This is a genomic window from Winogradskyella sp. R77965 (assembly GCF_044594915.1).
Lineage (GTDB): Bacteria > Bacteroidota > Bacteroidia > Flavobacteriales > Flavobacteriaceae > Winogradskyella.
In genome coordinates this window covers 1864310-1888913 of record NZ_CP138990.1, presented here as the reverse complement: position 1 = coordinate 1888913, position 24604 = coordinate 1864310, and the positions used below count along the sequence as shown (strand labels likewise).

Here is a 24604-nt window from a genome sequence, read left to right as displayed (position 1 = left end):
TGCATCACTTCTTTTTTAAAGTACTTTTGTCAAAACCATAAGGACAATGTCTGCAACCACTTTCACAGCAATACCCACGTTTTAAATGATATTGCTCTGTGAAACAACGATAACCATCGGGTGTTAGATAGTAGTCGCCATCTTCAATTGGGACATATTTCTTCATACTTAACAAAGATAATGTAAATTGGTGTGATTTTTGAAACGAATAAAGTATGATATTGATTTCAAAATACATTGTACCAAAAAGTTATATTGGTATTACAATTTTTCCTTTTATTTTTTTAAAGCATAGGGTTTTAAAAGGGAGTACTAAGCTAATTAATCATGAAAAAATTCATTTGAGACAGCAAATTGAGTTACTTGTTGTTCCGTTTTTCATAATTTATACGATTGAATTTTTATTTCGTTTGATTCAATATCGAAACTGGAATATAGCATATAGAAATATTTCTTTTGAGCGAGAAGCTTACACAAATGAAAAAGACCTTAATTATTTAAAATTAAGGCCTTTTTGGAATTTTATAAACTATTATTAATTAGATAATTACTTTCTTAGTTACTACAGCTCCATTGGCAAGTAATACTTGTACAATGTAGGCGCCTTCACTCAATTGGTTAGTTTGATAAATGAAACTTGTATCATTTACATTTATGTTTTTATGAATTGTTCGTCCTGTGATGTCAAACATTTCAAATGTTTTAATCGCACTAAGTGAAGAGGATACATTAATAGTATTATTAATAGCATTAATTTTCAAGTTAGAAATAATATCTTGGTCTTTAATGTTTAAAATGGTGTTATTAAACCTAATTACAAACCTTTCATTAAAAGTTCCTGATTCAGTAGTAAACGTATAAGGAGTCGATCTTAAATCGTGAATAATACCAAGATCATTATCTTCTATATAAATATTTTGATTTGTCTCTGTAAACAGACCGTCAAGCTGATTTATAGAGATAGTGAAACTTCCAGAATTAGGAGTTTGAAATCCTATTGGAATTGTTTTTGAATCCTCAAAAGGCATCGCTAAACCTTGAATTGTAAGTTTGTGGTCGGCTAACAACGAGTAAAACTGATTCTCAGATTTATTGATTGAAAACCCATCATATAATCTGTCTACGTCATCTGTAGCTCCGTCAGCAAAACCGACTAAAATAGACCATGCCGTGCTATCTTCACCAACTAAATCTAACCAAATACGGTGTTTGTTGACTGCTCCAGGTTCATTTCTATAGAAAACATCATTTTCATAAACACCTCTCATTGTATTACTGAAATTTACGTTGTTTGGTGTAGGAGCTGAATCTAGCATTAAAGCAAAAAATCCTTGTCCAGAAGCTATATAATCATTAAATCCTGGAGGGGATGATCCCAAGCTGTTAGCAGCCATATAATCGTTTTCATTATAGTTGTATCCATAATTTTCATAGAATGGATCAACTATAGCATTACTAATATCGTTTAGGTGTCTCCAAAAATATAATGTACCATCGATAGCTGGATTAGCGGCTACAAAATCTGATAATGATATTGCAGAAGGATAAGGGTTGCCTAATAAATTCCAGTTGTCGTCTTCTGCAGTAGCAGTATTTCCGATACCTACGTAATCTGCACCAGTCCATGATCCTCTTGATATCGGATAAGATATTTGTCCATTATTCATAGTACCATTAAACTCTACTGTTCCAGCAATAGGATTTCCAATTAAACCACGTACTATATAGCCTTTGCCAGGTATCATATTTTCAGTAGTATTGTTCCAGGTGCCGTGCTGACCAGTTGTGCCATTAGCAACAGTGGGTATCCAGTTATAAATTTTGGAGTTTGATGTACCAGGTGATATATTTTCTACATCAAATATATCTACCGGAGACGACCAATATACATAATCAGAATTCTTTACGCCATCTGCTTTTCGCTGTATTCTCGCTGTTCCAGTATTTTCATTGGTATTTACGTCTGTAATTTGTATGATGCTCGCGCTGTCCCTTACTTCTAAATCTCCATTTGGTTCAATTAGAATAACATCTTCAATTGTAAGTGAGGCGTTCGATTGCTGGGTTAATAATGCGCCATCTTCAATTTCTAAGTTGTAACCAACACCATCTGTTGTACCTAACATAATCGGATCATTAGCGGTGTTTGGAATTGTTATACAGTCTGTAGAAACAGGAACGCCTACAGGAGTCCAATTATTTGGGTTTTCCCAAGCTGTACTAGCTGACCCGTTCCATGTTTTAAAGCCTTCAATTGTAACATCTGTGCTACTTGTTTCAACTATCGTTGAGCCATTACATAAATTATATGTTACTTCCGCGAAATAAGTAGTTGTACCACTAGGTGGTGTTACAGTTAGTTCGTTGTCATTATTTGGGTCAGTAATTATATTAGCAGCTGAAACAGAACCTTCATACCATTTTAATTCGGTTATAGCTGGGCCAGAAGGCACAAATCTCCATGCTTCTTGTGTAGTTGACCAAGCCGCACTCCTAGTATTTCGTCCTGGTGCTGCGATTCCTGAAGTTGAATCTTCTTGAAGTCCTACACTAGCTCTACCATTATTCCAAGGGTTGCTGCCAAAAGTAGATGAACCAGTACCATCTATATTTTTTTCATCGATATATACTTCTATAACATTGGTATCTTCATATAGAACCATCATTCCAGTATATAAAATAGAATTATCATAGAACATAGGGACATCCTTCCATGAAGCGACCAAAGCTCTACAACCTGTATCTAGAGTTATTAACTGATAGCCAATTTCTCCTCCAACACTTGGATCAACGTCATGATGGACTCCAAAAATCGATGGACCAAAATATACAGTAGGATTTTCTGCATTGGTACCACTAGGAATATTATTAACTGTTCTCCATCCAGAAGATCCATTAGCCAAACTTGTATCGAACGATATGACACCATTTGAACCTATCACACATGAGTTATAAGTATTACCATAAAAACAAAAGTCGAAAGGTAAATTTATAACTGGGGAAAAGACATCGTCTAAATTAACACTAACAGGATTGGCTAAACACCCATACTGAAATGGCGGAGCGTAAGTAATTGATTCTACTGTATAACTTGATGTATCTCCTAGTTCTAAATAATTTGCTTCTAAGGTTACTTCTCCTATTGAACAATTTACAGTTGGAGATACCGTGCTATCTAGTCCAATTCCTCCGAGTTCAACAAAAGGACACCCTAACTCAGATGTACCTGTTGCAGTAGATGGAGAGCAATTTGGGTTAGTGTATATAGAATCTGTTAATGGGTTTGTTGTTAGGTAATCAGGTCCTCCACTACATGCAGAATTAAATGAAAACACATAAAAATAATAAGTTGTATTAGGTGTAAGCCCTGTAAGAGCAAAAGAAGTGTCGGAATTATTGCTTAGAACCGTATTACCAGAAAAAGTCGAACCAATAGTATAGGTTGTTCCATCAGTTATCGTAGGAGTCGTACCAGTTGTATTGTAAAGCACTAAGTAGCCATCTGGTGAACTTGTAGCTGGAGTAAAACTAATATTCGCAGAGGTTTCGGTAATACTGTTAGATACTAGATTTGTTGGTTGGTTCGATGGTTCTGAACACGGAGTTCCACCTACACCTGTAATATTGACATCATCTAAATATATCTGATCATTATTTTGACTTGCATCACATCGGATTCTAAACCTTGATGTAGTAGCAAATGTATAAGCTCCCGATGTTATAGTAATTGATGCGCTATAAGCGATGCCATTATTAAAATCTGTACCTCTAATGTAGTTAGCAATTGTAACATAGTTACTACCATCAAAAAATTCTACAAAAAAGTTTTCATTATTCTCCATACCATTGGCATAGAACAAAAAATCAATTGTAACCGAAGAATAGGAAGTTAAATTTATTTGATCACTAAATATTGAAGAATTCGCTCCTGAATTATCTCTAACTCTTGCCATTCTATTACCATTTAGTAATGTGCCACTCACACGGTCAGCATCTCCACCACCATCATTCCAATTTCCCCAACCAGATTCAAAATCATCAAATAGAGGTAATTGTGCATGAGCAGAATCACTAGCCAAAAGAAAAACTCCAAAAGCGAGTAAAACTAAAAGTTTTTTATTGAATTTGAAGTCATATTTAAATATGTGCAATAACGGAGAATGTAGCGTATTCTTCATAATTAGTAGGTTTTAAGATAGAGGGACATCTTATAAAATAAACGTAAATAGTTCTATATCAGTTTAAATAGGTTCTTTATACTTTATATAATTTTGTCAAACGTAGTAAAAAAAAACTAAAAAAAATAATTTTTTACCGATTAAACGATAAAAAACATCGTTCAACTGCGTTTTTGTATTCTTTTTTGCACAAATAATAACTTCAAAGATTAAAAATAGCTTTCATACTTTTGCGACAAAGAATGGCATTTGTATACGACTTCTATTAAAAATCAGAATATATACTTAAAAAATAAAGGTATTACACTAGAGATAAAACGAGAGGATTTAATACACCCATTTATTTCTGGAAACAAGCATCGCAAGCTTAAGTATAACCTCATTGAGGCTAAAAAGAACAACTCAAAAATGTTGTTAACTTTTGGTGGTGCATTTTCTAACCATATAGCCGCTGTAGCTTTTGCTGGAAAGGAATATGGTTTTAAAACTATTGGTGTAATCAGAGGTGAAGAATTAGAATTCAAAAAAAATTTGAATTCTACTTTACAATTTGCAGCAGACTGTGGAATGCTATTTAAATTTGTGTCAAGAGAAGACTATAGAAATAAAACCGATAGCAATTTTATTGACGAATTAAAAAGAGAATTTGAGGATTTTTATCTCATACCAGAAGGTGGGACAAATAATTTGGCAGCTAAGGGTTGTGAAGAGATCTTGCAGCCACAAGACGAGGAGTTCGATTATATCTGTTGTGCTGTGGGAACGGGTGGAACAATTTCGGGTCTAATAAATGCCTCTCGAAAACATCAAACCATTCTAGGATTTCCAGCATTAAAAGATGATTTTTTACAAAAGGATATTCGTAAATTTGTAATCAAAGAGAACTGGAAATTGCTAACAGACTATCATTTTGGTGGTTATGGTAAAATAAAGCCAGAACTGATAACGTTTATCAATAGGTTTAAGAAAACTTATGATATTCCATTAGATCCGATATATACTGGTAAAATGATGTTTGGCATATTTGATTTAATGGAAAAAGGATTTTTTCAGAAGAATTCAAAAATATTAGCAATACACACTGGTGGTTTACAAGGGATACATGGTATGAATGAAAAGTTGAGTCGTAAAAAAATGCCTTTAATTGAATTATGAGAATAGAATTTAGATATATACTACTCGTATTAAGCATGCTTTCTATTGTTAGTTGTGGTCCCAAAAAGGGAATAGTGACAAAGAAGAATGACAGTCCTAAAAAAGAAGTGGTTATAGACAACCGTAAAGAGGATAGTGGCAAAGAAACTGAAAAAAAAGTTGCTAGAGATGATAGCCCTCGTAATGCTGTTGAAATATATATTGATTTGTATTCAGATATAGCAAAGAATAATATGAGAACCCATAAAATACCTGCTAGCATTACACTGGCTCAAGGCATCTTAGAATCGGGATCTGGTAAAGGAAGATTAGCACAAAAGGCCAATAATCATTTTGGGATTAAATGCCATGGATGGAAAGGAGCTAAAATTTACCATGATGATGATCGTTCTCAAGAATGTTTTAGAAAATATAGAAAAGCAAAAACGTCGTATGAAGATCATTCAGAGTTTTTAACCGGACGCAGACGATATGCAAGTTTGTTTAAGCTTAAGCCAGATGACTATAAAGGTTGGGCAAAAGGTTTGAGAGCAGCTGGTTATGCAACCGATAGAAAATATCCTCAGAAGCTCATTAGTTTAATAGAGCGTTATCAACTTTATGAATACGACAAAGAAGTCCTCGGTAAGTCTAGAAACACCAGTGTAATTGATACAAAGTCAGTAAATAAGCATATTGTGGTAAAAGGGGATACCTTATACTCACTCTCTAGATTCTATAATACGACTGTCGATGCTATAAAAGCTGAAAACAACTTAACATCAAACGATCTAAGTATAGGTCAACAACTTATTATTCCCAATTAATTTATGTTATATCAAAGAAGTAGTGCTTTATTCAAAGCTGCTAAAACAGTAATTCCTGGTGGAGTAAATTCGCCAGTAAGAGCTTTTAATGCTGTTGGTGGGACTCCAATTTTTGCTAAATCAGCTAAAGGAGCTTATGTATATGATGAAGATGGTAACCGTTTTATAGATTATATTAATTCTTGGGGACCAATGTTGCTTGGGCATGCGTATCCTCCTGTGGTAGATGCGGTAATTGAAAAAGCAAAAGCAGGAACGTCTTTTGGAATGCCAACTGAATTAGAAACTGAAATTGCAGAATTGGCCATTTCTATGGTGCCAAATATTGATAAAATTCGTTTTGTTAATTCAGGTACAGAAGCTTGTATGAGCGCAATAAGGTTAGCAAGAGGTTATACTAAAAAAGATAAAATTATAAAATTTGCTGGTTGCTATCATGGTCATAGTGATTCGTTTTTAATTGCAGCTGGTAGCGGAGCTATAACCTTTGGTACTCCCAATAGCCCAGGAGTAACAGAAGGTACAGCAAAAGACACTTTATTAGCTACTTATAATGATATCGAAAATGTAAAGAAACTTGTTGGAGCTAATAAAGATGAAATTGCTGCCATTATAATAGAACCTGTTGCAGGTAATATGGGTTGTATCCCACCTGTGGAAGGTTTTCTTGAAGGTTTAAGAACTTTGTGTGATGCTAATAATATTTTATTGATTTTTGATGAAGTTATGACTGGCTTTAGATTAGCTAAAGGAGGAGTGCAAGAACTAAAGGACATAAATGCTGACATTGTTTGCTTTGGTAAAGTTGTTGGTGGAGGTTTACCAGTTGGTGCTTTTGCGGCTAGAGATGAAATAATGAATCATTTGGCACCTCTTGGACCAGTGTATCAAGCAGGTACTTTAAGTGGAAATCCATTAGCAATGGCAGCTGGATTAGCAATGCTTAAAGCCATTAATGCCGATAAAGGGTTGATGAATAGGTTAGAAGAGAAGACTAAATACCTTCATAATGGTATTGCAGATGCACTTAATAAAAATAATGTGAGCCATACTATAAACAGAATTGGGTCAATGATTTCTGTTCATTTTTCTGAAGCTATTGTTGTAGATTTTGATTCAGCTGCAAAAGGAAATAATGAAACTTTTAAAAAATTCTTTCATGGAATGCTTAATGAAGGCATTTATATTGCACCAAGTGCTTTTGAGACTTGGTTTATTACAGATGCTTTGACTTACCAAGATTTAAATGAAACTATTACAGCCGTTGAAAAAGTCGTAAAAGTGTTATAAATCAAAATAAAAGAGGGCGTCTAAAAATTAGTTTTAGACGACCTCTTTTTACTCAAATTAAATTTTCAGTTATCTTTTTCCATCTTGTTTTTTACCGCGTCTAGCTCTTTTTTTATGTTTTCTAGGCTTTATGTTTTCAAATTTAGAATACTGTTCAGCCGTTAAGATGGTCTTCATTTCGCGCTTCATTTCAATCTGTTGATCCAGTCTATGATTCTGCATTTTCACAATATCATCTTTAGAAGGCTTTTCTTTTTTCTCGCCATCTACTGTTTTACGTTCTTTTCTTAAACTCTCATTTTCCTTAACTTGATTTAAAATAACAGAGTGCACCTTTTCTTGTTGGTCATCAGTAAGATCTAATGTTAAAGTCAACTTTTTTACTTTTAAGTCGGCAATTTCGTTAGGTGTCATTTGCTTTCTTAATTCAGGTCCTCCTTTACGATCTGCTCTTTGTTTCTTTCTTTCTTGTGCCACACCAGTTAAAGTAAAAAGTGCTAAGGCAATCACTAATAATTTTTTCATTTCTTTTAAGTTTTATGTTATATAAGTTTAGACCTTTGATAACCTATAACGTTTAATTGAGAATGTGTTTTTAACACGAATTTTAACATTTATTACTTTTTTACTAATCTTAGTGTTGTTCTGTATAGGTTTCCGTCCTCCATTTTATTTTTCAGCCAAGCATAAAAACTCATTACAAATATATCTTCTTCGTTTACCTTAGTCCATTCAAAAGCGATTTTCACTTTGTTTTTAAAATCATCAGTTTTGATACGTTCTGGTTTTAGATAGTATTGCTCTGCAAAACTTAAGAATTTTAATATGCGTAGTTGATCTATTTGTTTTAAATAATCAGAATATCGACGTTTAAAACTTTTTAATCTAGAATAAAATAAATCGTCTTCTTGTAATTCTATATACAATAATAATTCGGCTAGATTTTTTTTAATTACCCAATCAATTCCTGCTTTTTCTATGTACCATTTATCCGTATGGTAAAATTGTGATAGAATTGATTTTGCTTTTAAAAAGTCTTCCTTCTGAAAATAAAACATTAGTAGTGATAAATGAAGATCTAAAAGAGACTCTAAATCGTTATGCTTTATTTTAATGATGGATTCTACAAGATCTATAGCTTCTTTCTGATGATTATTGAAGTTGAGGTTTAAAGCTTCTACCAAGGTTTTCTTTAGAATAAAATCTTTAAAATAAATACTTCGTTTTAAAAGCATCAGTTGCTCCATCTCCTCAATATAATGCAATGAGACTTCGAACTTTTTATTTCTAAATAGGGTATTGGCAATAATATAAACGATGTGAATTTGATAATAAAGCTGTTTGTCTGTGTCTTTTTTATTTTTGAGAAGCTCATAACTTTTCATTACAAAACCTTCAATCTGAAAATATTGTGTTGTAACTAAGGCGGAAATATTTGCAATAGCTAAAATTTGATAGAGCGATTTAAAAGACAGCGATTCACTAATTTTTATGTCACTATCTTTTAAAGTATCTTGTAAAATTTGTTCAAAGTTTATGACTTTGCCTTCATAGCTAATAGCATTTAAAACCGATTTCAATTTGGCATACACCACATTCAATTGGTCTTCTAATTGATGTTTTTTCTGGTTTTCCTTTTGTTTTATTATTAGTTGCGCTAAATCTATCTTTGGATAATTAGGAGCATACTGAATTTTGGTGTGGTAAATCTCATTAAGAATCGGAAATAACAGATGCTCATCAGCTAATCGTTCTGCTTTGTCTAAAATTTTATAAGCAATCTCGTAGTTTTTTTGAATTAGATAAGTGCGTGAAGCGAGTATATACTTAATAATCTGCATGTCAATAGAATTCTCATCTTCAAGATTTTTGTTGGCTGTAAAATCTATTAATGATTGAAAAAGACGTTTTCTGAGTGCATGGTAAGCATTGTTTGAATTGGTTTTATATAGTTGATTACATATAGCTTTAGAATTGTCTTCTCCTGTAGCTAAAAGTTTAAATAGTTTTATGTTTTTAGTGTCTTTACGCTTGTTCTTTTGTTCTAAATAAACAATGAATTTTTGCTGATCTTCAGAACTAAACGTATCGATTATAGTTTTAATTGCAATCATTTAATCATCATTATTTTAATAAATTATATATTAAATATAGTTATAAATGTGTATATAGTTAAATATATATCGTCATGTTTTGTTATTAACTGTTTTTTGTGAATTAAGATTTAGTCGCAGATTTGCTTCACAATCATTAAAACAAAATATTATGAATTATCAAACAACAGTTTCACTAAAGGATGAAGAAAACCTAAAAACAAAGAAGAAGGAAAAAAAGGTTTATAATAACAAGCCAACACCTGCATTTATTGGGGCTTCTTGGACAGCTTTACTTATAGGTATGGTCTCTTATTGTGTTGGTTTATGGAATGCGGATATGATGCTCAACGAAAAAGGGTATTACTTTACTATTCTGCTTTTCGGATTATTTTCTGTAATCTCTGTACAAAAGGCAGTTAGAGATAGGTTGGAGGAAATTCCAGTGACAGAAATATATTATGGTATTAGTTGGTTTACGTCTATAGCTGCAATAGTGTTATTGGTTATTGGACTTTGGAATGCTGATTTAGAACTCAGTGAAAAGGGTTTTTATGGTATGTCTTTTACCTTAAGTCTTTTTTCCGCCATTGCAGTACAAAAGAATACTAGAGATGTTGCTTATATAGACAAGGAAATTAAAACTAAAGAAAACGAAGACTAGTTTTGATGATAGGTTAGTTAGTAACCCAAAACCTCGCAGATTGGTTTTAGAGCTGCGAGGTTTTAAATTATTATCATTATGAAAAATAAACTCACAGCACTCATGATTGAGTTTTCTAATTTAAAACTCACAAGACCAGCTTCAGATAAAATTAGAATTATAGAAATTATTGCAGTAGCATTAACAGCAACAGGTAAATTCGTATTTGTAGATTATCTCAATTTAAGATTGACATACGTTATTGTTACGATATTGGCTTGGTTAATATATGTGATTTATCGTTATAAAAAAGATAAATTAGTTCTTAAAGATTGGGGATTTCGGACAGACAATTTTACATCGGTAATTAAATTAATGCTCCCATTTGCAATAATTTCGATTCTATCGTTTTTTATTATTGGTTATTTTCAAGGTTCACTGAATATTACATGGCATATATTACCACTACTTATAACCTATCCCATTTGGGGAATTGTACAACAGTTTCTAACCATAGCTTTAGTTGCTGGAAATTTGAATAATCTAAAATGCATGAAACTTAAAAAGATTTCCATCATTTTTATTACAGCTATTTTATTTTCAATAGTCCATTACCCTTCGACTTGGTTAATGGTAGGTACTTTTACCTTGGCTCTATTTTATGGTTATGTGTACTTAAGAGTTAAGAATATATACGCACTTGGATTGTTTCATGGATGGTTAGGTGCGTTGTTCTATTACACAGTTGTAAATCAAGACCCTTTTGCAGATGTATTTTTAAAATACCTTTAAGTTTTTATTTTTCCTATCTTGTAAGAAGTAATCATAAGTTTATGGCATACTGGATATCAACCGCACTTTTAATTTTAGCAATATATATTGGGATTAGTATCGCTCTATACTACTTGCAAGATTACATGCTTTTTAAACCAGAAAAATTACCAGAAGATTTTCAGTTCGATTATGAAAATCAGGAAACAAAAGAGTACAATCTAGAAACTAGAGATGGAGCCACAATAAATGGTTTACGCTTTTTCCCAAAAGGAGAAAGCAAAGGAGTGGTGCTTTACCTTAAAGGAAATTCTAAAAGCATTAAAGGTTGGGGAAAGTTTGCTGTAGATTTTACAAGACATGGTTATAATGTGCTGATGGTAGATTATCGCGGCTTTGGAAAAAGCACAGGAAAGCGTTCGCAAAAAGCTATAAAGCGCGATTTACAATTGGTATATAACAAGATTAAAGAGCAAACTACCGAAGACCGAATTATTCTCTACGGTCGATCATTAGGTTCTGGTTTTGCCACAAAATTAGCATCGATGAATAATCCTAAAATTCTAATTCTCGATGCTCCTTATTATAGTTTAACAAAGGTCACGGCGCGTTACGCTCCTTTTATGCCATTGTCTTTATTACTTAAATATCCTTTGCCAACTTACAAATGGTTAAAGTATGTACAATGTCCTGTTCACATTATTCATGGTACGAATGATAAGTTGATTCCTTATAAATCTAGTGTTAAGCTATCTAAAATAAAACCAAAGCTCACAAAATTACATACCGTTATTGGTGGAGGGCATAAGAATTTGAATAATTTTGAATCCTATCATAGTATGTTAGAAGAAATTTTAACTAAAGAGCCCAAAGCCATCGACCTAGAAACCACAAGTATTAATGTCATTCACTCCTCAAAGAAAACTAAAAAGAAAGCTTAAAAAGTTCGTCATTGTACTTTTTGGCTTATATGTTATGATAGGATCTGCACTTTACTTTTTTCAAGAAAAAATCTTGTTTTTGCCTACAGTTTTAGAGCAAGATTATCAATATCATTTTAATTATAATTTTGACGAATTATTTTTAAAGACAGATGACAATGCAACTATAAATGCACTTCATTTTAAGGTAAAAAATCCAAAAGGAGTTATGTTGTATTTACATGGCAATGCAGGTGATTTAAGTCGATGGGGAAATATTGCAGAATATTTTGTGGCCATGGATTACGATGTTCTGGTTATTGATTATAGAACTTATGGAAAAAGTACCGGAAAGCTTAGTGAACAAGCTCTATATGACGATGCACAGTATTGCTATGATTATCTTCTAAAACACTATTCTGAAAATCAAATTACAGTATATGGAAGATCACTTGGAACAGGCATGGCTTCGCAATTAGCCTCAAAAAATCAACCAAATCAACTTATTTTAGAAACCCCTTATTACAGTATTCTAGATGTGGCTGAACATCGATTTCCTATGTTCCCTGTAAAGTCATTATTGAAGTATCATTTTCCAACATATCAATACTTACCAGAAACAAGTTGTCCAATAACAATCATTCATGGTACAGATGATAGCGTGGTGCCATATTCCTCAGGTGAAAAGCTTTCAAAATTAAATCTTAAAAACTTAAACTTTGTTACTGTTAATGGGGCAGATCATAATAATCTTATTGATTTTGAAAGGTATCATGAAACCATTAAGACTTTACTCTTTTAAAAGCTTACTTCACGCATTTAAAAGCACCATGCACTCATTCTAGGTTCTTTAGAATAAATTTTCATAATACTTTTATTTGAATCAAAAAATGAAAAATTATGAAAACAAAGACGAAAATTTCAGTTGTAATTACTGTTGTTATTACGTTATTTATTACAACGGCTTTATCTGTCAATGAAACTTCAGAAGTAGAGCAAATTGTTGAAGTGAGTAGAGAAAAAGGTTGTGTGTTTATGACCACCTTTGGCGAGCAGCCCTCTGAAGGTTATGCTCAATTCAAATTAAAAGAAAATATACAACCTGTTGTCGATGACGGTTTAAGTTGGCTAGCTGAAGCGCAATTAGAAAATGGCGGCTATGGAGCAGGTAGTCATAGCAGACAAGGAGAAATGAATCCACATGCTGTTAATGCAGATCCTGCAACAACGTCTATGGTTGCCATGGCATTATTAAGAAGTGGTTCAACTTTAAAAAAAGGAGAGTATAAGGAACAGCTAAAAAAATCTTTAGAGTTTTTATTGAAACAGGTTGAGAATCTTTCAACAGATGATGTGTTTATTACTTCAGAAAGAGGAACACAAATACAATCTAAACTTGGAGATAATATAGATGCCGTTTTAACCGCTCAATTTTTTTCGAATTTATTGAAGGAGAAATTGGACAATAAAACAAAAAAACGTATTAAAAAATGTTTGGATATCTGTGTCGAAAAAATCCAGAATGCGACAGGTAAAGATGGAAAAATGAAAGGAGCAGGTTGGGCAGGTGTTTTGCAATCTGGCTTAGCAACTAGTGCTTTAGAATCTGCAGGATCTGTCGGAGCGACTTTAGATGAAGCTGTAGTTAGAAGTCAGAAACAATATCTAAAAGATAATTATGACGAAGACTCTAATTCTGTGAAAACAACTGATGGAGCTGGTGTTATATTGTATTCAGTAAGTAATTCTGCCAGAGGATCTGCAAAAGATGCCAGAAGAGCAAAAGAACTAATCGCCAAGGCTAAAAAAGAAGGAAAGCTAAAAGAAGATGATACGGTAACTGTTGAAAATTTACAAGATATTGGTGTCCCAGAAAGTGAAGCAATTGGATACGTTTCGTCTTATAATATATATAATGCATCAAAAACTCAGGCACAACGTGACGATGTCATAAGTGGATTTGGTAACAATGGCGGTGAGGAATTTTTAAGTTTCTTGCAAACAGGTGAATCCATGGTTGTTAATGATGATGACGATTGGAAAAAATGGTATGATAATGTGTCTGGTCGCTTAATGAAAATACAAAATGAAGATGGAAGTTGGAATGGTCACCACTGTATTACTAGTCCTGTATTCTGTACAGCAACTAGTTTGCTAATTTTATCTATTGAAAATGATATTGAGAATTTGAAGCAGACAGGACAAGATTAATAATTGGTTGATTTGATTAAACAAAAAAGGCTTCAGAATTAATTGAAGCCTTTTTTTACCCTAGACTATTACTAACCTAGTTCTTAGGATCTAAAATAAGATTAATACGCTCAATAGCATCAGCAATATGAATTCTACTCATAGCATCTCTACCTCGTGCATTTCGTAATTGAGAACGTAACGTTTTTAATTCAGCTCTTACAACAGCTCTGATGTCTGATTGACTTGTATTTACAGCAGTCATTTTTACGTAAGGACTAAAAGTTCTTCCACTTTGATTTTCTGCAGTCATTAAATAGGCTAATCTATCAATGTGTGCACGCTGTAAGTTACGTCTGTAGGTGTCAATTTTTTTCCCGTTACGCAGTTCACTCCAAACACCTTGGCGTAAATCTCTCATCATTTCTGGAAGAGAATAAGCCGTATTATCATAGGTATGCGCTTCTGTTAAACGTTGCATTTTACCCAAGCTTAGAATAGTGTTAATACGTCTAGCTTGTAGCGCACGTATGCGTTCTACAGAACCTGTAAATTCAATACGATCAAAAATTTCTTTATTGACCAACCATTCTGGTGTCGTAAACAAATTATCTTGAATCCATTTCATTGCCTTTTTCTGATGGTCCTTAGGTACAGCTGTGTAAACAGCACCTTCTTGGCCTGCAGCTTTGTAGTGCTCGTAAACTCCACCAATATTGTTGGCTACATGCCCTGTGTAACGATTAAACTGAGATAAGACATGACCATACATTTCTTGTAAGTCATCATAATCTTCACCAGCTTCTGTTGTCCACTCTATTAAGTTGGGTACAATACGCTTTAGGTTTTTAATTCCATAATCACTCGCTAACATAGCATCATCTCCTAAATCTTCAGTTTGAGAACTAGGATCTACCACATCACCTGCTTGTTGATGTCCAAATCGATACATCGGATCACCAGCATGTTCTGTAATCCATTGATTAAGAATTGGTTTTTCCTCTTCAGCAGTTTTATCTAAGATAGGTTTGTAACCCCAAGCAATAGCATATTTGTCATACACACCAATATCTGGCATTAATGCTACGCCTTCATCTCCAGGTTGTGCAACGTAGTTAAAACGTGCATAATCCATAATAGATGGTGCAGTTCCGTATTTTTGAGTAAATGCAGCATCGCGTAATTTTTCTACAGGATAAGCAACACTACTTCCCATATTATGTGGTAAACCTAAAGTATGTCCGACTTCGTGAGCAGATACAAAACGAATTAAACGTCCCATAACTTCATCCTTAAACTGTGGACTCTGTGCATCTGGATTAATAGCAGCAGTTTGTACAAAGAACCAACCGCGCAATAATGACATCACATTGTGGTACCAATTGATATCACTTTCTAAAATTTCACCTGTTCTTGGATCACTTACGTGAGGGCCATTTGCATTAGGAATAGGTGATGCTAAATAACGCACTACAGAATAACGCACATCCTCTGGACTCCATTCTGGATCTTCTTCAACTGATGGTGGATCTTTAGCAATAATGGCATCTTTAAAACCGGCAGCTTCAAAAGCCACTTGCCAATCTTCAATACCTTGCTTAATATATTTTCTCCACTTTAAAGGTGTAGCTCTATCAATGTAATAAACGATTTGTTTTTTAGGAACTACTAACTCACCACGATTAAATTTCTCTATGTCTTCATCCTTAACTTCTAATCTCCAACGATCTAAAAAGGTTAAGCGTTTACTTTTTTGATCTTCTTGGCCGTAATCTGTCTGACTTCTTGCAAACCAACCTACACGCTCGTCAAAATAACGACGTTTCATTGGATTGTCTGGTAGTAAAATCATTGAGTTATTAATTTCGATTGAAATACTACCTGTACTAGAGTTTGAAGGCGGACGTCCAGCAGCATATGTTTTTACATGACGTGCTTCAATATTTCTCGGATAACTTTTAATATTTTCGATAAATGATTTATCACTTTCTAAACGTGTTACTCTGTATGGCGTTCTTCTAAATTGAGGTAATCCTAAAGACTTTACATCTTTTTCAAATAAAGGAGAAGCATCAATTACTGTGCTCGTAGAATCCTTACTATATGCCTTAATTGGGAAGGTGTACAAAACAGGCTCAAAATTAGAATTTACAACAGCCTCTTTTACAGGAAGGGAATCAGCAGCTACCACATTGTACGATACAACACGTAATACTACTTTTTTACCTTTTTTCTCCCATCGTAAAACTTGTGTATTCTGTTTTCCTCCACCAAAACCTAAATTACTTGCGGTTTTAGAGATACGCGTTACCATTAACATTTCTCTGTTAAAAAGTGAATCTGGTATTTCGTAATAAAATTTATCATCTAAACTGTGAACAGTAAATAAACCTGCATCACTTTTAGCGTCTTTAGTAATAACTTTATTGTAAGGTTTTGGGTCATTTTTACCAGGCTTTTTTGCTGGTGGTTTTGCCATCGCTGTGGCATCTTTTTTTGATTTACTGGCTTTTTTCGCTGTAGAGCACGAAAATGCCAAAAAAGCTGAAACTACAAGTAGTAGCTTAATCGATAAATGTTTCAAAATAGTCGGTTTTTATTAAATTTTGATGAAAATAAGGATTCTATTAAGAATCTGTTAATTTTAAAACTGATTTTAGTATTTTTTTAACGGATTGTCAAAGTGTCTAGGTAGTCATTTTCTAAAAGAGTAATTGAAAACTTAAAAGTCGGAAGCAAATTTTCCAATGAGTACAGCATGATCAGAGTTATGGAAATACGTCTTGTCTAGTTTTATTGGTTTTATCTTATCGTTTAACCAAATTTGATCTAATTCTAGTAAAGGGATACCATAAGGCCAAGTTGCAGTAAATCCATTTTGATATGCTCTAAATGATAGATAGTCGTTTTTAAACTTTTCAAAATAAATACTCTCATATGGCGTATTGAAATCACCAAGAATCACATCAACATCATTCTGATTGGCATAATTTATTATTTTGCTAAGAGCATCTTCCTTTTTATGTAATGGACTGGCGTAGACATCAATAACTGCAAAAGTCTTGGCTTTATCTTCAATTCCAATCTTAATGTGATTTAACTTTAGATTTTGTTTGTAATAAAGGTAATTTATGCTTTTAATGTTCTTTTTAGAAGCAATAATCATGTCACTTTGTAAGTACATTATATTGTAATCTATTAGTTGATTTTGAAATTCAGTCTTAAAATTACTTGTTTTATGATATGCTTCAACTAAAATAATCGTTTCAATATTTTGATGACCTGTTATTTCCTTTAATATTTTTACATTAAAATCTTTTTGTTTATCGACGTTCCAGAACAAAAAAGTATTTTCTCCTTTAACTGTCTCCTTAATTTCACTAAATATATAATAGTTTTTAAACCAAAATATGGATAGTATCAAAGTTAGGCATAAGAGGATAATAAAAGTCTTTTTCTCTTTGTGAAATATGATTAATAATACAATGGTTATTAGAATTAGTAATGGAAGAGAAAAGGCATAAAATAATATACCTGTGATATAAAAATGGTCTTTAAAAACGAAATGAATTGTTAACAAAAAAGCATATCCTACGAGAAGATATGCTTTATGTTTTTTTAAAAAATTATTCATTTATTAGATCATCTCAACAAATAAACCATCATCAGTTTTTTCAACTTTGGTTAAACCATGTTTGCCTAAGCCTTTAATGCCTTTATCCCAACCTTTGTTGCTTAAACCAGATTGAGATTTTAAGATAGTTAGGTCCATACGCTTCTGTGATTTAAGGATTTCAAAAATAGCTTTCTCATTATCACTTAAATCTACTTTCTTCTTTTCTGGTCGCATCTGAGGGAAGAATAGTACTTCTTGGATACTTTGGTTGTTGGTTAAAAACATAATCAAACGATCCATACCGATTCCCATCCCAGATGTTGGTGGCATTCCGTATTCTAAAGCTCTTAGAAAATCATAATCAATAGTTCCTGTGGCTTCATCATCACCTTTCTTTGCTAATTCTAATTGATGTTCAAAACGCTCGCGTTGATCAATTGGGTCATTTAGCTCAGAGTATGCATTAGCAATTTCCTTACCACAAACCATAAGTTCAAAACGCTCTGTTAACTCAGGATTTTCTCTATGCTCTTTACACAAAGGACTCATTTCTTTAGGATAGTCTGTAATGAATGTTGGCTGAATGTAATTCCCTTCACACTTTTCCCCGAAAATTTCATCAATGAGTTTCCCTTTACCCATGGTATCGTCAACTTCTATGTGCATACCTTTTGCAGCAGCTCTAATCTCGTCTTCTGATTTATTATAGATATCAAACCCTGTGAATTCCAAAATAGAATCGCGCATGGTGATACGCTTATATGGTGCTTTAAAGTTGATGTTGTACTCTCCAAATGTTGCTTCCGAAGTTCCATTAACGGCAATAGCACAATGTTCTAATAATTGTTCACAGAAATCCATCATCCAATTATAATCTTTGTACGATACGTAGATTTCCATGGCTGTAAACTCAGGATTATGGGTTCTGTCCATACCCTCGTTACGGAAGTTTTTAGAAAACTCATACACTCCATCAAAACCACCAACGATTAAGCGTTTAAGGTATAACTCGTTAGCGATTCGCATATACAAAGGAATATCTAAGCTGTTGTGGTGCGTTATAAACGGACGTGCAGCCGCTCCTCCAGGAATAGGCTGTAAAATAGGTGTCTCTACTTCAAAATAACCAGCATCATTAAAAAACTGACGCATGGCATTAAAGAGTTTTGTTCGCTTTACAAAAACTTCTTTTACATGAGGATTTACTGCTAAATCTGCGTAACGCTGTCTATAACGTTGCTCAGGATCTGTAAAAGCATCATAAGTTATACCATCTTTTTGTTTTGGAATAGGCAATGGTTTTAGTGCCTTACTTAGCAATTTAAAACGCTTAACCATTACAGTTTTTTCCCCAACTTTTGTTGTGAAAAGTTCTCCCTCAATACCTACAAAGTCACCTAAATCGATTAACTTTTTAAAGACATCGTTATACAAAGATTTATCTTCACCTGTACAAATTTCATCTCTATTAAAATATACTTGAATGCGGCCTTCACTATCTTGTAACTGAGCAAAAGAAGCTTTCCCTTGAACATTAATAGCCATTAGACGACCAGCTATGATAACCCGATTACCTTCTTCAAAATTAGATTTTATCTGTTGAGAAGTATGGTTTACAGGAAATAAATCCGCTGGATAAGGATTAATCCCTAATGCACGTAATTTTTCTAACTTTTCGCGTCGTACTAATTCTTGTTCTGAAAGTTGCATTCTTGTTATTTTTGAATCCTACCTTTTTCGGTAGGCAGGTGCAAAATTACACTTTTTACAAAAATTAACGAGCTCCTTTTTAGTTTGATTTAATAACCTCTAAATTTTCTTTAAGATTTGTGTTATCTGGATGCAATTTTATGGCGTCTTGAAGTACCTGAATTGCTTCCTCTTTTTGTCCGCTAACACCCAATGTATTTGCTAAACTCATGTAAACTCTGGGTTCATTTGGAAATAGTTTTGTGTTGAATGTAAGTACTTCAATAGCTTCATCTTGTCTATCCGTTCCATATAAAATGCGGGCATAAGTGTTTAACTCAAACATACTAGAAACTTTACCCTCAAAAGTCTTTAAGAGTTTTTTACTTTTCTTTTTTAGTCCTTTAGCTCCTTTTTTCTTCAAAATATTGTCGACTGCAGTGACAATTTGATAGTTCGATTTGTAATCATTTACCGTAATTATATTCTGAATATCTGCTTCAAAAGTATTAATAGGATGTTCCACAATGCGATTAACTTCTTGACCATCTTTGTAAAAAATGACAGTTGGTACACGATGTATATTTAAGCCAGCTTCCTCATGATCTGGACTTTGTTTGTACATATCTCGTTGTCTACTTACCGCAACAACAGTTAACTGTTTCATTGGGAAATTACAAGCTTCTAAAACTTTATATAATCTTGGGACTTCTTTTTTGCTGTCTCCACACCAAGTTCCCATGAATAAAGTAATTGAGTAGGTTTTAAGTTCTGAAGCGATCGTATTTATAATTGTTAAATTTGGTTGATAGTCTTCATGATTTTTGGTAAACCAAGACGTATAATTGTCTCCTTCTAAACCATTCTTGTCAATTTTACCGAGTAAGTATGGTGTTTCGCCTTCTTTTGCTATTTCTTGATTTAAAGATTGGGCCTTTAGTTGGAAGGTAAATATTAGTATTATTAATGCTGTGATGCTCGTTTTCATTGTGATGTTTTTTTATTTGAAACTATTTGTCTCCTTGAACATTATCGAGGGCAAAATATATTTTGACCAAAGGTAACTTTTGCATTAAGCCAAAAGACTTTTATAGAATGTGTAAAAGGTTTCAACTCCACTCAACTAGACAATAGATAGGATTAAGGTTTACTTAGAAGCTACAATATTGCCTTTAATTTTTAGGATTTTGTTACCTCCTTCTGCATTAGATATTACGGTAACCGTTTTAGTAAATGCACCAAGTCTTTTAGTATCGTATTTAATATTTACTTGACCTGCTTCGCCTGGAAGAATAGGTGCTTTAGAATAGCTTGGTACTGTGCAACCACAAGTGGTTTTTACCTTTGTGATTATTAGAGGTGCGTCACCTGTATTTGTAAATGTAAAGAGTCTTGTACCATCAGAGTTTTGTTCTACAGTGCCGTAATCAACAACTTCAGTTTTAAATTTAATAACAGCAATTTTTGTATCATATTTATCAAATTCAGTTGATGCAGCATTAAAAAAACTTAATGCTAAGATTAAAAGTATTGTAATGTTTAGTGTTCGTTTCATGATAAAATGTTTTACGATTAATATTGAAACAAACATCAAGGATAAAGATGTTAATTTTGAAAATTTTAGGTTGGAAATCGGTACTAGTACCTAGGTTGAATTTTGTAACTACTTGATAAACATAGATTTTACATCGTCTCTAGATTGGGCGTTTAACTTTTTATAAATGTTGTTGGTGTGAGATTTTACTGTACTTACACTTAAAAAAAGAGCCTCTGCAATGTCTTTGTTGGTTTTATTTTCAAGTAAATGTTCTAAAACAACCTGTTCTTGTTTAGATAATTTGCTTTTTAAATCTTCAACTTTAGATCGCTTTTGTTTCCAATTGCGATAGAGTAATATGGCGTTTAAAAGAGCAGAAAATGCCAAAAAACCATATATGTAAGGTCTCCAATTAGATTCAGTATTACCACTAGAAGCTGCTAGCATGTAGCGATCTGCTTCTAATTCACTTATATACTGTTTTGTGTATGGAGCATTAGGGTATGTGTTTTCTAGTCGTGTTTTTAGATTTTCATAATATTTATTATGTCTTAAATCTTCTACATAATAGTTGTGTAAATCACTACTTCTGTCAGATAAATAGGAATAAATGTATAGCTCTGCAATAGGTTCGTTTAAAGCTTCACCAAAATATTGTAAAGTTTTAAACCATTTTTTGTTGTTGAGTTTACGGTTGGCTTCACTTCTAAATTCCCCATAGGCAAAACGCATATCATGTTTAAGTGAGTCAATTTTTACAAAGGCATTTGCTTTTGGGTTGTTAGATTCTATAGCACAGAACACCTGATTTCCAAAAGAAAAAGGGAGATTTAAGGTATCAGTATTTTTAGCAATAAATAATAGTTCTTCACTATCACTGCAGTGACCGTTAAAATGATTGAAATCTTGCTGAACATCAGAACATTTATCAACATGAATACGATAAATACGATTTTCATTATCTAACATATTGCCTTTAAACTCGAAGAATCCTGTCTCGTCAGCAGTAGTTTTGGCAATGATTTGCTCTGCATATACACCAGACATTTTTCTGTAATCTTCTACAATAGAGAGGTAAACAGAATTCTGCCATTCATCTGGATTAATATAGCCAGAGAATGAGTATTGTGAATGGCAAACTGCAGAAATTAGTAAAAAAACTAAAAGAATTTTTATTCGCATGTAACGAAACTACATAATTTTAAAATACTTTGAAATAGCAAAAGCGCAAATACTGTAACAATTTTATTAAAAATGCGTCATACCATTACATCAAATCATTAAACGAATTATGAGTATCTGGCGTGTTATACTGTCCATTATTTGCCCACCTTTAGCAGTTTTAGATAAAGGTTGTGGTTCTATCTTAATCACTTTTTTATTATGGCTTTGCGGTTGGGTTCCTGGCGTTATTGCCGCTTTAGTTATATTGAATAATCCTGAGCGATAAATTCTTATCTTTGTGTCTTAAATAGTTTAAAAAATATACATGAAAAAAATTATCCTATTATTTGCTTTTGCCTTTTTTTTAGTGAGTTGTAACGTTACCGAATCTATTGTTTTTAATAATGATATGAGTGGAAATTACACATCTTCATTTGATATGTCTCCAATGCTAGAATACGCCAGTGAGAATAGACCTTCTGCAGCAGAAAAACCTGAAAAAGAGAAAATGGATACTACTATAGTTTTTAGTGATTTATTTAAAACCCATAAAGATAGTATTGCTGCATTAAATGACGACCAACGTGCACGTCTAGAGAAACTTAAAGGGATGGTTATGGACATACATATGGATGAGGAGAAGAATATTTTTAATTTTAACATGACTAAACCATTTAAATCTGTTAAAGATTTAGAAAATGTATTTGAACAACTTGATGAAGCAATGGGAGTTGCTAAAAATATTGGGAACAAAGATGGTGCTGCTACAGGTGATCAGTTAGATGAACTCACAAAAACAGATGAGGTTACATATACATTTACAAATAATACTTTCTCTAGATTTCAACCAAGTTCTGAAGACAATATGGATGATGTTGAAGACGAAGATATGGAGGAATCAGACGATGATTTCGCTAAGCAGTTTGAAATGCAATTTGAAGATATTTTTTCGGCTGCTTATTATACTTTAGTTTATACATTTCCGAAAAAAATAAAATCTGTTTCTCATGATAATGCGGACATATCTGAAGATGGTAAAACGGTGACGTACAAAGTCTCTATGACAGATATGAATAAGGATAAAAATGTAATGAATTTAAAAGTCGTTTTAGAAGACTAAAGATTTGAATAAAACCATAAAATTTCAAGATTTAGGTACTAAAGATTTTAAAGACACTTGGGATTACCAAGAAACGCTTTTTAAGGCTATTTTAGACACCAAAATTAGGAATAGGCGAGAGGATGCTGGTTTGGAAACTGACAATCATTTTCTATTTGTAGAGCATCCTCATGTTTATACTTTAGGTAAAAGTGGAGACTTATCTAATTTATTGCTTTCTGAAGCACAATTAACAGAGAAAGGAGCGACTTTTTATAAAATCAACAGAGGTGGAGATATCACCTATCATGGTCCTGGACAGATTGTGGGTTACCCAATTTTAGATTTAGATAATTTCTTTACGGATATCCACAAATACTTACGTTTCTTGGAGGAAATGATTATTCTCACTTTAACGGAATATGGTTTGAAAACAGAACGGAGTCCTGGTGAAACAGGGGTGTGGTTAGATGTTGGTACTCCGTTTGCACGTAAAATTTGCGCTATGGGAGTACGAGCCAGTCGTTGGGTAACCATGCATGGTTTTGCTTTGAATGTAAACGCAGATTTAGGTTATTTTGATAATATTATTCCTTGTGGAATTCGCGGTAAAGCGGTAACTTCTTTGAATAATGAATTAGGAGTTGCTAAAGTTGATGAAGAAGAGGTGAAATTAAAGCTTTTAAAACATTTCAAAACTCTATTTAATGCTAGGTTTGTTTAATTCTATTTCTTAAAAACAAGCTGTATAAAAGTATAGAAAAACTTAAAACAAGGATCACAGTTGCCCAAAAATTATAGGTAAAACCTATACGTTGTGCCATAGAACCTGTGTCTGATAACTTTTCTATACCGTCGCTTACAAAACTTTTTGTATATAAATAATTAATTTGTTTATAGGTGTCAATACATGCAATTACACCTAGAAATTGCACTACCAATTGCTGCAATGTTCTATTGCCTTTAATGGCAATGTAAAGTATAAGTGTTCCTAAAAATAGAATGACAACTACACCAACTGTAGTTCTTACCCAAACAACAACAGATATTAACATAACTATAGAGAGGAGATATAATATTATTTTAGAGCGTTTATATGTTTTACTCATTAAAATAAAAATAGCCCCTATTACAGGTGGACCAAACAATCCGGCAGCTGAGACGAGTCCAAGTGAAATATTCTTATCAAAATAAAAATTAGAGTCCATATAACTGCTGAATGCTAAACCAGAGCCATTATTAAATATTTCTAATCGCATGAAGTTACCACCAACAATTATAGACATAATACCATGACCCATTTCATGAAACCAAGTGCCAAGAATAGTGAAAGGGTATAAAATATAATAACCATAGTATGTACGCCAAATAAGTACCAAAAGTATTGATGCTAAGATAAACCCAAAAATTGCTCGATAATTTGTTTTATAGTTCTTAGGCATTTAGAATAAGA

General features: G+C 32.9%; 22 protein-coding genes. 11 read left to right on the top strand and 11 right to left on the bottom strand.

Annotated features, from left to right (window positions below):
* Nucleotides 1-4 precede the first annotated feature (4 nt).
* Together SJY34_RS08425 and SJY34_RS08420 are read right to left on the bottom strand one after the other, a co-directional pair.
* On the bottom strand, nt 5-166 hold the full coding sequence (locus tag SJY34_RS08425; protein WP_400081254.1) for a DUF5522 domain-containing protein: 162 nt from the start codon (nt 164-166) through the stop codon (nt 5-7).
* A 373-nt stretch (nt 167-539) separates the two neighbouring features.
* Nucleotides 540-4178 carry a fibronectin type III domain-containing protein gene (locus SJY34_RS08420; protein ID WP_400081251.1) on the bottom strand — a complete coding sequence of 1213 codons (3639 nt, stop codon included), beginning with the start codon at nt 4176-4178 and terminating at the stop codon, nt 540-542.
* A gap of 249 nt (nt 4179-4427) precedes the next feature.
* Between SJY34_RS08420 and SJY34_RS08415 the strand changes: the two genes are divergently transcribed.
* The 3 genes from SJY34_RS08415 to hemL are packed head-to-tail and all read left to right on the top strand — an operon-like array spanning nt 4428 to nt 7429.
* Nucleotides 4428-5333, top strand: a complete 906-nt coding sequence (locus SJY34_RS08415) for a 1-aminocyclopropane-1-carboxylate deaminase/D-cysteine desulfhydrase (protein WP_400081249.1) — start codon at nt 4428-4430, stop codon at nt 5331-5333.
* Entirely contained in the window at nt 5330-6139 is an 810-nt protein-coding gene (locus tag SJY34_RS08410) for a glucosaminidase domain-containing protein (protein WP_400081246.1), read from the top strand. The genes SJY34_RS08415 and SJY34_RS08410 overlap by 4 nt, the downstream gene beginning before the upstream one ends.
* Before the next feature lie 3 nt (nt 6140-6142).
* Nucleotides 6143-7429, top strand: a complete 1287-nt coding sequence (gene hemL, locus SJY34_RS08405; protein WP_400081243.1) for a glutamate-1-semialdehyde 2,1-aminomutase — start codon at nt 6143-6145, stop codon at nt 7427-7429.
* Between the two features lie 69 nt (nt 7430-7498).
* On the opposite strand, the gene SJY34_RS08400 is transcribed toward hemL, so the two are convergent.
* Nucleotides 7499-7954 (bottom strand): hypothetical protein, encoded by a 456-nt coding sequence (locus SJY34_RS08400; RefSeq protein WP_400081240.1) that lies wholly within the window; start codon nt 7952-7954, stop codon nt 7499-7501.
* A gap of 92 nt (nt 7955-8046) precedes the next feature.
* Nucleotides 8047-9543 (bottom strand): hypothetical protein, encoded by a 1497-nt coding sequence (locus tag SJY34_RS08395; protein ID WP_400081238.1) that lies wholly within the window; start codon nt 9541-9543, stop codon nt 8047-8049.
* Nucleotides 9544-9694: 151 nt separating this feature from the next.
* On the opposite strand from SJY34_RS08395, the gene yiaA reads away from it, so the two are divergent.
* The 5 genes from yiaA (at nt 9695) to SJY34_RS08370 (ending at nt 14067) form a co-directional block, all read left to right on the top strand.
* Nucleotides 9695-10186 carry an inner membrane protein YiaA gene (gene yiaA / locus SJY34_RS08390; RefSeq protein ID WP_400081235.1) on the top strand — a complete coding sequence of 164 codons (492 nt, stop codon included), beginning with the start codon at nt 9695-9697 and terminating at the stop codon, nt 10184-10186.
* Nucleotides 10187-10264: 78 nt separating this feature from the next.
* The gene (locus SJY34_RS08385) at nt 10265-10957 is read left to right on the top strand and encodes a type II CAAX prenyl endopeptidase Rce1 family protein (protein ID WP_400081232.1); all 693 of its coding nucleotides are present in this window, start codon (nt 10265-10267) and stop codon (nt 10955-10957) included.
* Between the two features lie 41 nt (nt 10958-10998).
* On the top strand, nt 10999-11877 hold the full coding sequence (locus tag SJY34_RS08380) for an alpha/beta hydrolase (RefSeq protein WP_400081229.1): 879 nt from the start codon (nt 10999-11001) through the stop codon (nt 11875-11877).
* Nucleotides 11837-12658: an alpha/beta hydrolase gene (locus tag SJY34_RS08375; protein WP_400081226.1), complete on the top strand. Its 822-nt coding sequence runs from the start codon at nt 11837-11839 to the stop codon at nt 12656-12658. The genes SJY34_RS08380 and SJY34_RS08375 overlap by 41 nt, the downstream gene beginning before the upstream one ends.
* 98 nt (nt 12659-12756) lie before the next feature.
* Nucleotides 12757-14067: a hypothetical protein gene (locus SJY34_RS08370; protein WP_400081223.1), complete on the top strand. Its 1311-nt coding sequence runs from the start codon at nt 12757-12759 to the stop codon at nt 14065-14067.
* Nucleotides 14068-14143: 76 nt separating this feature from the next.
* On the opposite strand, the gene SJY34_RS08365 is transcribed toward SJY34_RS08370, so the two are convergent.
* From SJY34_RS08365 to SJY34_RS08340, 6 genes are all read right to left on the bottom strand, one after another.
* Complete coding sequence (locus SJY34_RS08365) at nt 14144-16633, bottom strand: zinc-dependent metalloprotease (protein WP_400081353.1); 2490 nt, start codon at nt 16631-16633, stop codon at nt 14144-14146.
* Nucleotides 16634-16768: 135 nt separating this feature from the next.
* On the bottom strand, nt 16769-17470 hold the full coding sequence (locus SJY34_RS08360; RefSeq protein ID WP_400081221.1) for an endonuclease/exonuclease/phosphatase family protein: 702 nt from the start codon (nt 17468-17470) through the stop codon (nt 16769-16771).
* A gap of 213 nt (nt 17471-17683) precedes the next feature.
* Complete coding sequence (gene lysS, locus SJY34_RS08355) at nt 17684-19372, bottom strand: lysine--tRNA ligase (protein ID WP_400081219.1); 1689 nt, start codon at nt 19370-19372, stop codon at nt 17684-17686.
* Between the two features lie 79 nt (nt 19373-19451).
* The gene (locus SJY34_RS08350; protein ID WP_400081216.1) at nt 19452-20339 is read right to left on the bottom strand and encodes a hypothetical protein; all 888 of its coding nucleotides are present in this window, start codon (nt 20337-20339) and stop codon (nt 19452-19454) included.
* Between the two features lie 159 nt (nt 20340-20498).
* A complete protein-coding gene (locus SJY34_RS08345) occupies nt 20499-20906 on the bottom strand; it encodes a DUF1573 domain-containing protein (protein ID WP_400081213.1) in 408 nt (135 codons plus the stop codon).
* Nucleotides 20907-21014: 108 nt separating this feature from the next.
* A complete protein-coding gene (locus tag SJY34_RS08340; protein ID WP_400081210.1) occupies nt 21015-22070 on the bottom strand; it encodes a response regulator transcription factor in 1056 nt (351 codons plus the stop codon).
* Between the two features lie 109 nt (nt 22071-22179).
* On the opposite strand from SJY34_RS08340, the gene SJY34_RS08335 reads away from it, so the two are divergent.
* Genes SJY34_RS08335 through lipB form a run of 3 tightly spaced genes read left to right on the top strand, consistent with a single transcriptional unit; the run spans nt 22180 to nt 23875 of the window.
* Nucleotides 22180-22338: a YqaE/Pmp3 family membrane protein gene (locus SJY34_RS08335; RefSeq protein WP_092446701.1), complete on the top strand. Its 159-nt coding sequence runs from the start codon at nt 22180-22182 to the stop codon at nt 22336-22338.
* A 39-nt stretch (nt 22339-22377) separates the two neighbouring features.
* Complete coding sequence (locus SJY34_RS08330; RefSeq protein ID WP_400081207.1) at nt 22378-23172, top strand: hypothetical protein; 795 nt, start codon at nt 22378-22380, stop codon at nt 23170-23172.
* Nucleotides 23173-23176: 4 nt separating this feature from the next.
* On the top strand, nt 23177-23875 hold the full coding sequence (gene lipB / locus SJY34_RS08325) for a lipoyl(octanoyl) transferase LipB (protein WP_400081204.1): 699 nt from the start codon (nt 23177-23179) through the stop codon (nt 23873-23875).
* Here lipB and SJY34_RS08320 read toward each other — a convergent pair.
* Nucleotides 23862-24593: a M50 family metallopeptidase gene (locus SJY34_RS08320; protein WP_400081201.1), complete on the bottom strand. Its 732-nt coding sequence runs from the start codon at nt 24591-24593 to the stop codon at nt 23862-23864. The two genes, lipB and SJY34_RS08320, sit on opposite strands and share 14 nt — an antisense overlap.
* Between the last annotated feature and the right edge of the window lie 11 nt (nt 24594-24604).

What these genes read in the sequence shown, in the direction of transcription:
- SJY34_RS08425 (WP_400081254.1), bottom strand. Translation starts at nt 166, where the DNA reads ATGAAGAAATATGTCCCAATTGAAGATGGCGACTACTATCTAACACCC.
- SJY34_RS08420 (WP_400081251.1), bottom strand. Translation starts at nt 4,178, where the DNA reads ATGAAGAATACGCTACATTCTCCGTTATTGCACATATTTAAATATGAC.
- SJY34_RS08410 (WP_400081246.1), top strand. Translation starts at nt 5,330, where the DNA reads ATGAGAATAGAATTTAGATATATACTACTCGTATTAAGCATGCTTTCT.
- hemL (WP_400081243.1), top strand. Translation starts at nt 6,143, where the DNA reads ATGTTATATCAAAGAAGTAGTGCTTTATTCAAAGCTGCTAAAACAGTA.
- SJY34_RS08400 (WP_400081240.1), bottom strand. Translation starts at nt 7,954, where the DNA reads ATGAAAAAATTATTAGTGATTGCCTTAGCACTTTTTACTTTAACTGGT.
- SJY34_RS08395 (WP_400081238.1), bottom strand. Translation starts at nt 9,543, where the DNA reads ATGATTGCAATTAAAACTATAATCGATACGTTTAGTTCTGAAGATCAG.
- yiaA (WP_400081235.1), top strand. Translation starts at nt 9,695, where the DNA reads ATGAATTATCAAACAACAGTTTCACTAAAGGATGAAGAAAACCTAAAA.
- SJY34_RS08385 (WP_400081232.1), top strand. Translation starts at nt 10,265, where the DNA reads ATGAAAAATAAACTCACAGCACTCATGATTGAGTTTTCTAATTTAAAA.
- SJY34_RS08380 (WP_400081229.1), top strand. Translation starts at nt 10,999, where the DNA reads ATGGCATACTGGATATCAACCGCACTTTTAATTTTAGCAATATATATT.
- SJY34_RS08375 (WP_400081226.1), top strand. Translation starts at nt 11,837, where the DNA reads ATGTCATTCACTCCTCAAAGAAAACTAAAAAGAAAGCTTAAAAAGTTC.
- SJY34_RS08370 (WP_400081223.1), top strand. Translation starts at nt 12,757, where the DNA reads ATGAAAACAAAGACGAAAATTTCAGTTGTAATTACTGTTGTTATTACG.
- lysS (WP_400081219.1), bottom strand. Translation starts at nt 19,372, where the DNA reads ATGCAACTTTCAGAACAAGAATTAGTACGACGCGAAAAGTTAGAAAAA.
- SJY34_RS08350 (WP_400081216.1), bottom strand. Translation starts at nt 20,339, where the DNA reads ATGAAAACGAGCATCACAGCATTAATAATACTAATATTTACCTTCCAA.
- SJY34_RS08345 (WP_400081213.1), bottom strand. Translation starts at nt 20,906, where the DNA reads ATGAAACGAACACTAAACATTACAATACTTTTAATCTTAGCATTAAGT.
- SJY34_RS08340 (WP_400081210.1), bottom strand. Translation starts at nt 22,070, where the DNA reads ATGCGAATAAAAATTCTTTTAGTTTTTTTACTAATTTCTGCAGTTTGC.
- SJY34_RS08335 (WP_092446701.1), top strand. Translation starts at nt 22,180, where the DNA reads ATGAGTATCTGGCGTGTTATACTGTCCATTATTTGCCCACCTTTAGCA.
- SJY34_RS08330 (WP_400081207.1), top strand. Translation starts at nt 22,378, where the DNA reads ATGAAAAAAATTATCCTATTATTTGCTTTTGCCTTTTTTTTAGTGAGT.
- SJY34_RS08320 (WP_400081201.1), bottom strand. Translation starts at nt 24,593, where the DNA reads ATGCCTAAGAACTATAAAACAAATTATCGAGCAATTTTTGGGTTTATC.